The organism is Psittacicella gerlachiana, from assembly GCF_003585965.1.
Taxonomy (GTDB): Bacteria; Pseudomonadota; Gammaproteobacteria; order Enterobacterales; family Psittacicellaceae; genus Psittacicella; species Psittacicella gerlachiana.
Genome location: NZ_NRJF01000137.1, coordinates 1 through 5,535, shown reverse-complemented (window position 1 = coordinate 5,535; position 5,535 = coordinate 1). Strand labels below are relative to the sequence as shown.

Annotated in this window: 6 protein-coding genes; all 6 read left to right on the top strand. The window is 32.2% G+C overall.

Annotated features, from left to right (window positions below; translation table 11 throughout):
- Window positions 1-53: 53 nt before the first annotated feature.
- The 6 genes from tsf to CKF59_RS05050 all read left to right on the top strand — a co-directional run bounded on the left by tsf (window position 54) and on the right by CKF59_RS05050 (window position 5,423).
- The gene (gene tsf, locus CKF59_RS05075; protein WP_119534883.1) at window positions 54-926 is read left to right on the top strand and encodes a translation elongation factor Ts; all 873 of its coding nucleotides are present in this window, start codon (window positions 54-56) and stop codon (window positions 924-926) included.
- Between the two features lie 81 nt (window positions 927-1,007).
- The gene (gene pyrH, locus CKF59_RS05070; protein ID WP_119534882.1) at window positions 1,008-1,730 is read left to right on the top strand and encodes a UMP kinase; all 723 of its coding nucleotides are present in this window, start codon (window positions 1,008-1,010) and stop codon (window positions 1,728-1,730) included.
- Window positions 1,731-1,834: 104 nt separating this feature from the next.
- A complete protein-coding gene (gene frr / locus CKF59_RS05065) occupies window positions 1,835-2,392 on the top strand; it encodes a ribosome recycling factor (protein WP_119534881.1) in 558 nt (185 codons plus the stop codon).
- A 71-nt stretch (window positions 2,393-2,463) separates the two neighbouring features.
- Window positions 2,464-3,708, top strand: coding sequence for a 1-deoxy-D-xylulose-5-phosphate reductoisomerase (dxr, locus tag CKF59_RS05060; protein WP_119534880.1), 1,245 nt, complete (start codon window positions 2,464-2,466; stop codon window positions 3,706-3,708).
- 4 nt (window positions 3,709-3,712) lie between these two features.
- Window positions 3,713-4,486 (top strand): polyprenyl diphosphate synthase, encoded by a 774-nt coding sequence (gene uppS, locus CKF59_RS05055; RefSeq protein WP_119534879.1) that lies wholly within the window; start codon window positions 3,713-3,715, stop codon window positions 4,484-4,486.
- Between the two features lies 1 nt (window position 4,487).
- A complete protein-coding gene (locus CKF59_RS05050; protein WP_119534878.1) occupies window positions 4,488-5,423 on the top strand; it encodes a phosphatidate cytidylyltransferase in 936 nt (311 codons plus the stop codon).
- Window positions 5,424-5,535 lie beyond the last annotated feature (112 nt).

Sequence of the window (5,535 nt, the reverse complement as noted above, 5' to 3'; positions counted from 1 at the left end):
TACTTGTAATTACAAGTATGGATTAGAATTAATAAACTTTAAGGTAAATATAAATGAGTGAAATTACAGCAAGCCTAGTAAAAGAATTACGTGAGCGTACTGGCGCAGGCATCATGGATTGTAAAAAAGCATTAGTTGAAACTAATGGTGATATTGAAGCTGCGATTGAAAATATGCGTAAAAATGGTCAAGCTAAAGCTGCTAAAAAAGCATCTCGCGTTGCAGCTGAAGGTATTGTTCTTTCACGTGTAACAGCTGATAACAAAACTGGTTATGTAGTTGAATTAAACTGTGAAACAGACTTCGTTGCTAAAGACCAAAGTTTTAACAAATTTGCAAATGAAGTTGCAGATTATGTTTTAGCAAACAACGCATCTGATTTAGCAGCAGTACAAGCTCATTTCGAAGAAGAGCGTACTACATTAGTTGCTAAAATTGGTGAAAATATCACAATCCGTCGTGTTGTAGAAATCACTGGTTCATTCATTGGTGGTTATACACATGGTTCAAAAATTGCTGTATTAGTTGCAGTTAACCCTGCTTCTGAAGATGTAGCTAAAAAATTAGGTATGCACATTGCTTCTTCTCGTCCAGAATATGCACGTGAAGAAGATATCCCTGCTGACGTTTTAGCTAGAGAATTAGAAGTACAAAAAGGTATTGCAAACGAAGATCCTTCATTTGCTAAGAAACCAGCAAATATCCAAGAACAAATGATCAATGGTCGTATGGCTAAATTTAAAGCAGCTATTGCTTTAGTTTCTCAACCATTTGTTATGGATCCTGCAGTATCAGTTGCTGACTTCTTAAAAGGTGAAAATGTTGAAGTAGAAAAATTCATCCGTGTAGAAGTTGGTGAAGGTATCGAAAGAAAAGAAGAAAACTTTGCTGACGAAGTAGCTAAAATTGCTGCAGCGACAAAATAATTTTCTTAAAATTATTGTAGAGGAGGCCATTATGGCCTCTTCCTATATGTGCAGAATTTTATAAGTAATACGGATTTTTGTATGTCAAATAAGCCTTTATATAATAGAATTTTATTAAAATTAAGTGGTGAAGCTTTACAAGGTTCAGAGGGCTTTGGAATAGATCCACAAGTTTTAGACAGAATTACTTTAGAAGTTAAAAAGGTAACTGATCTAGGTGTACAGGTTGCTATTGTTGTTGGTGGCGGTAATCTATTTAGAGGAGCTCAATTAGCTCAATTAAATATGAACCGTGTGGTTGGTGATCACATGGGGATGCTGGCAACAGTAATGAACGGTTTAGCGATTCGTGACTCTCTATTTAGAGCAGGTCTAAATTGTACTTTAATGAGTTCATTACCTTTAACCGGTGTTTGTGAAACATATAACTGGAGTAATGCAATTAAAGCATTGAACTCAGGACGTGTAGTTGTATTTGGTGGTGGTACAGGTAATCCATTCTTTACTACAGATAGTGCTGCTTGTTTACGTGGGATTGAAATAGGTGCAGATGTAGTATTAAAAGCTACAAATGTAGATGGTGTTTATGATTCAGATCCTCGTAAAAACCCTGAAGCTAAACGTTTTGAGCATATTTCATATGCAGATGTAATTGCTAAAGAGTTAAAAGTAATGGATTTAGCAGCTTTCACATTAGCTCGTGATCACAAATTACCAATCCGTATTTTTAATATTCATAACTTTGGTGATTTAGAAAAAGTAGTGGTTGATTCAACACTAGGAACTTTAATTACAGAAAAATAAGTTATACAATAGTAAGTAGCTATAAGAAGCTTGGCTAGATATAGTATAATAGACTCGGTAATTAGATAATAAATCAAATAATTTTTATATTTACAAGGTTATATATGATTTCTGAAATCCAAAAAGATGCTAAAGAGCGCATGGATAAATCTATTGAAGCATATGAAAATAATATTGCTAAAATTAGAACAGGTCGTGCTCACCCTTCATTATTAGATGGTATTCAAGTAGAATACTATGGTGCTCCAACTCCAATTCGTCAGTTAGCAAATATTGTAGCTGAAGATGCTAGAACACTAAATGTACAAGTTTTTGATAGATCATCTCTTGCTGCTGTAGAAAAAGCAATCTTAACTTCAGATTTAGGTTTAAATCCAAGTAATAATGGTACTTCAATTCGTGTTCCTCTTCCTCCTTTAACCGAAGAAAGACGTAAGGAATTAACTAAAGTTGTACGTGCTGAAACCGAGAAAGCTCGTGTTGCGGTACGTAATGTTCGTCGTGATGCTAATGATAAGATCAAAGCTTTATTAAAAAATAAAGAAATATCAGAAGATGATCAAAGACGTGCTGAAGAGCAAATTACAAAAATTACTGACGCTAGCGTTAAGCTTTTAGATGAGCGTTGCGCAGCTAAAGAAAAAGAATTAATGGATTTTTAATCTAAAAATGATTTTTTATAAAGCTAGTTGTGAAAGTAATTTTGCAACTAGTTTTTTATTTGTAATAATTTATGCAAAGAAAAGTATTAATCCTTGGTTCTACAGGATCGATTGGAACATCCACTTTAAAAGTTCTCGCTTATCAGCAAGCTAATAATTTACAAGCATATAATCATTCTATATCGGGATTATTTGCTAATTCAAGTGTAGATAAACTTGTAGAGCAAGTTAAAGAGTTTAAACCTAAATATTGTGGTTTATTTGATCAAAGCTATGAAAGTGTTTTTACCGAAAAATTAAAAGCAACTTTAAGTGAACAAGAGTTTACAAACACTTGCATTATTTGTGGTTCAGAAAATATTAATAAATTAATTGCTTCGAATTATTTTGATGTTGTTGTGGGAGCGATTGTTGGCTTTGCCGGTCTTGAAACTTCACTTACTGCTTTAAATTCAGGAAAAACTCTCCTGCTTGCCAATAAAGAGAGTTTAGTGGTAGGCGGACATTTAATTAAACAAGCTTTATTAAATAATCCTAAAGCTAAGCTTATCCCAGTTGATTCAGAGCATAATGCAATTTTTCAATGTTTACCAAAAGAAATTCAAGATAATATCTGTGCATGTGATCTAGAACAAGTAGGAGTTAGTAAGTTAATTTTAACAGCTTCTGGTGGACCATTTTTACATCTAGATCTAAAAGATTTTACACAAATATCCCCTGAGCAAGCTTTAAAACATCCTAACTGGGCAATGGGGGCAAAAATTACGATAGATTCATCTACTTTAATGAATAAAGGGTTAGAATTTATTGAAGCCTGTGTACTCTTTAATTGTGATCCTGATAAGATTAAAACTATTATTCATCCTCAATCAATCGTACATTCGGGAGTTGAATATTTAGATAAATCTATTTTAGTGCAAATGGGACCAACAGATATGAAAGTTCCAATTGCATATGCGATAAATTATCCTGAAAGAAATGTTTCTTCGGTCGAGTCTTTAAATTTATTTACCCTACAAGGATTAACGTTTTTTGAGGTAGATTTTGAAAGATATCCTAATTTTCAGTTAGCAATAGAAGCATATAAATTAGGATTTACTTACACCTGTATTTTAAATGCAGCTAATGAAGTTACAGTTGCAGCCTTTTTAAATAAACAAATTAAGTACTTAGATATTTATAAATTTAATAAGTTAACATTAGAAAAAATGTTAGCAATGAATTTTGAACAAGCATACTTTGATTTTGCTAAAATTAAAGAGATTGATGCTCAAGCACGAATCGTTTGTCAAAATTTAATAGAAACCTTATCTTAATTACATGCACGTAGAAAATTCTAATTTGCCTAAGCATATAGCCATTATTATGGATGGTAGTCGTAGGTGGGCAAAAGAAAACAATAAAAGTCGAAAAAGTGGACATAATGCAGGAGCATTAGCCGTTAGAAAGACTATTGAACATGCTGTAGAACGGGGAATTAAATCTCTATCTCTTTATGCTTTTTCCAAAGAAAATTGGAAACGACCAAAAGAAGAGGTTGAACACCTTATGAAGCTTTTTATAAGAGTGTTAAAAAATAACCAAAAGTTCTTAATAAAAAATAATATTAAGTTTACCCCAATCGGTGATTTGGCAGGTTTTTCATTGGATATGCAACATAAGTTGCATGATTTAGTAGAAAAAACTAAAGAAAACACAGGTTTAAAACTAAACATAGCCATAAACTATAGTGGTAGATGGGATCTTACTAATGCTACGGCAAAAGTTGTCTCTAATGCCTTAGATGAATTAAAAGAGAGCTTAGATAGCACGCAAGATTTACTGACTAAAATAGAAGAACTAAAACGTAGGTATGCTCAGGAAGGTTTTTTAGTTAATTTAATTGAAGAAAATCTTTCGGTAACAGATCAAGATCCAATTGATTTGGTTATTCGTACTTCTAATGAACAAAGAATTAGTAATTTCTTTTTATGGCAAGCTGCTTATAGTGAATTTGTCTTTTTAGAAGAATATTGGCCTGAATTTGATGCTAAAGTATTTGATCGAGCAATAGATATTTTTTCTAAACGAGTACGCCGCTTTGGTGGAGTTTAAGATGAAACAAAGAATTATTTCTGGTGTAGCTTTAATTATAGGTCTACTTTTATTAATTTTTGTTGCACCCTTTCCAGTATTTTTTGCTGCGTTTTTAATAATAGCTGGTATTTCTATTTGGGAATATTCAAAGCTTATATATTGCGATAATAATTTAGAACCGAATAAAAAGTGGCGTTGGCTTTATTTAACCGTAATCATAGTTGCAACTTTGTATCCATTTTTACCAGCTTTAATTACTTGGTTAAGTATCGGAACAGATAAGTTTGCGAGCTATAACACTTTACTTATAAATAGTTATGAAACTTTAATGTTTTATGCTACTTTTATGTGGTTATTTTCATTGATCATTTATCGTCGTACTGATACTTTACTTAAAATAATGCACCCACGTTTAGTTGCAATCTTTGCTGCTTTAAGCAATGGGGCATTCTTTGCAAGTATTTTTGCGGTTAGATATTTTGATGGAGCTACTCAAGCGTTTAACGTAGATAATTCTCCAATTTTAATGATCTACATTTTTGCTCTTATTGCTTGTTGTGATAGTGGAGCATATTTCTTTGGTCGAGCTTTTGGTAAAACTAAGTTAAATGCAATTATTTCACCAAATAAAACGATAGAAGGGTTTTTAGGTGGGATATTCTGTGCCTTAATATGTGCAATCATCTTTGTAAACTTTACTTCGTTAAATGACTACATGATGACCAGTAAAAGAATGATTGCATTCTTTATGCTAAGTTTAATTACGGTGTTATTTGCGGTACATGGAGATTTAGTTGAATCTTTCTTAAAACGCAGAGCGGGAATAAAAGATTCATCAAATATTATCCCAGGTCATGGTGGAGTTCTAGATAGACTTGATAGTTTACAGCCATCATTTATGTTTTTAAGTTACTATTGGTTATTCTTAACCTTAAGTAACTTCTTTACTTTCTAAGTACCGAGAAAACTTGAATTTTTCACATTTAAACATATATCTATAGAGGTTACTTATTAAAAGTATCCTCTTTTTTTAGATAATTATTTTTGTAGATTGGTTCATTATACTC